This window comes from Ruegeria sp. AF5 (assembly GCF_056541905.1).
On record NZ_JBQFYZ010000040.1, the window covers coordinates 1 to 2588 of the forward strand.

Annotated in this window: 2 protein-coding genes; one reads left to right on the forward strand and one right to left on the reverse strand. The window is 55.0% G+C overall.

What is annotated here, in order from left to right; translation table 11 throughout:
* The first annotated feature begins 261 nt into the window (after positions 1-261).
* The gene (locus ACR0DS_RS20230; protein ID WP_480560869.1) at positions 262-2154 is read left to right on the forward strand and encodes a DEAD/DEAH box helicase; all 1893 of its coding nucleotides are present in this window, start codon (positions 262-264) and stop codon (positions 2152-2154) included.
* A 169-nt stretch (positions 2155-2323) separates the two neighbouring features.
* Here the strand turns inward: ACR0DS_RS20230 and ACR0DS_RS20235 are convergent.
* Positions 2324-2588: hypothetical protein (locus ACR0DS_RS20235; protein ID WP_480616934.1), on the reverse strand; the 265-nt coding region annotated here is incomplete at its 5' end.

Sequence of the window (2588 nt, forward strand, 5' to 3'; positions counted from 1 at the left end):
GGATTTCATTCTCATCTCCACTCTCTGATGGTTACGATGAGCCTGAAATCCTCCGCTACGCAATCAACCTAGTCTGTTCCATGGGTGCTGATGGCGGACAACCTTAACATAAGTGTGGACCTGTTCCGTTGGGGAGGCTCATTGGGAGGCGCATTTTCCGATCTATACATCCGGTTCTCCTCGCAGTATGGACTGCGCTTCTACTATGACCCGTGTGTCGGAAGCTCTGAGGGTGACCGTATCACTCCGGAGAGCTGAGCCATGAACCCGACACTCGCAATCGCATTGAAGCGTAAAGGATACGACACGCTGACCCCTGTTCAGGAGGCCGTGTCCGCACCGGATTTGCAGGGACGAGACTTGTTAGTTTCGGCGCAGACCGGATCAGGAAAAACCATCGCGTTCGGCTTGGCCATCGCACCAACAATTTTGAGCGATGCGCAGGTTTTCGATGTGGCAGGCGCGCCTTTGGCGTTGGTTGTTGCGCCGACGCGAGAGTTGGCGCTGCAGGTCAAACGAGAACTGGGGTGGCTCTATGCGGATGCGGGGGCCTTCATTGCCTCATGCGTTGGCGGCATGGATATGCGCGACGAACGCCGGGCGCTGTCCCGAGGGGCACATATTGTGGTCGCGACACCAGGGCGGTTGCGGGATCATATCATGCGCGGCTCGATTAATTTGGCATCCGTACGCGCCGTCGTGTTGGATGAGGCTGACGAAATGCTCGACCTTGGATTCCGTGAAGATCTGGAATTCATCCTCGAACAAACGCAATCAGACCGCCAGACACTATTGTTCTCGGCAACGGTACCGCGCGCCATTGCCACCTTGGCTGCCCGGTACCAAAGGGATGCCGAGCGTGTAAGTACTGTCAGTGAGCGGACGCAACACGCCGATATCGAGTACCGTGCGATGAATGTGGCTCCACGTGACGGTGAAAATGCTATCATTAACGTGCTACGCTACTACGAGGCTCCTAACGCCATCGTTTTCTGCAACACGCGCGCCATGGTCAGCCGTCTGACAGCCCGACTGTCCAACCGCGGGTTTTCGGTTGTAGCTCTTTCCGGAGAACTGACCCAAGGTGAACGGTCAAACGCCTTGCAAGCCATGCGTGACGGACGGGCCCGCGTCTGTGTAGCGACCGATGTCGCGGCGCGCGGAATTGATCTGCCAAATCTGGATCTGGTGATCCATGCGGAACTGCCCAGCAGTCATGAAACGCTTTTGCACCGTTCAGGCCGAACTGGACGTGCAGGGCGCAAAGGTGTCAGCACACTGATCGTTGCACCGGCTTCTTACAAAAAAGCCCAAAGGCTGTTGAAATTCGCTAAACTCACGGCCGATTGGGGTGCGGCGCCCTCCGCTGAAGAGGTCAAAGCGCAAGACCAGCAACGGATGTTCGGATCGGAGGACTGGTGCTCTGAAATAACAAAGACTGAGCGGCAGTCAGTCAACGAACTGGTAGAAAGGTTCTCGCCAGAACAACTCGCTGCGGCATATGTCCGTCAATACAACAGGGCGCATTCCGCTCCGGAAGAACTAAACGACATTCAGGAAGCAGCGCCAAAGCAGAGCGCACCTTTTGGTCCGAGTGTTTGGTTTTCGCTGTCAGAAGGGCGCAACGAAAATGCGTCTCCGCGATATCTACTTCCTATGGTGTGCAAGGCGGGGAACATCACAAAATCCGATGTCGGTGCGATCCGTATCGTTGACGACGAGACCTATATCGAAATTCGCGAAAGCAGCGTCGCCGGTTTTTTGGAGGCGATTGGGCCGGAAATGAAGATCGAGGGTACAAAAGACATTGTGCAGTTGGATTCAGCCCCCGATTTGTCGAACTCAGCAAAGACAAGCTTTAACCGGGCTGTCAAAGGCAAGAAAGGTCTGGAAAAGACTGCACGCAAACCGAGCCGACTTGTCGAGCCGCAGCCTGCGAAAGCGCGGAAAAAGACAGTGTCCAAGCCCCCTGAAAAGGCCAAAGTTGAAGCCAAGCCCAAACGCGATGACGACAACCGCAGTGGTCTGAGTAAAAAACTTGACCGCCGCCCAAAAGGCCCGCCACCGCCAAAGGGTAAGCCCAACAGCAAGAAAAACCGTGCACGCGCTGCGGCAAATAAGGGCGGTAACGCTGTGCCAAGGCGTTCAAAATAAGTCGAAGCGTTTGCACAGGCCCTTTCCGGACATTGGCCATGCCAAAACTCCGCTGGGTTCCGCCCGTTAGACCAGACTTTCGCAGCGCCTGCGAGCCCGGGCGATAGACATAATCATACTCTGCGGACCATACTGCCGCTCCAATCGGCCATGCAAATTGATGGCAGACTCAGTTCGAGTTCTTGATAACCAGAGGATTATAATGTGGTGATGCCGGGAGTTTTTTTCGGCCAGCGCCCTGACGAATTCTTTTTTGGGATAGAACGGAAAACGGTTCGGTGCTGACAGCACCTGCTCTTTGGAGAAGTACCTTCAGTCGATCCGATGCATCGGACTGTCCGCCATCAGCACCCATGGAACAGACTAGGTTGATTGCGTAGCGGAGGATTTCAGGCTCATCGTAACCATCAGAGAGTGGAGATGAGAATGAAATC

Excerpts from the sequence above, each read along its gene's own strand:
- ACR0DS_RS20230 (WP_480560869.1), top strand. The coding sequence starts at position 262 with ATGAACCCGACACTCGCAATCGCATTGAAGCGTAAAGGATACGACACG.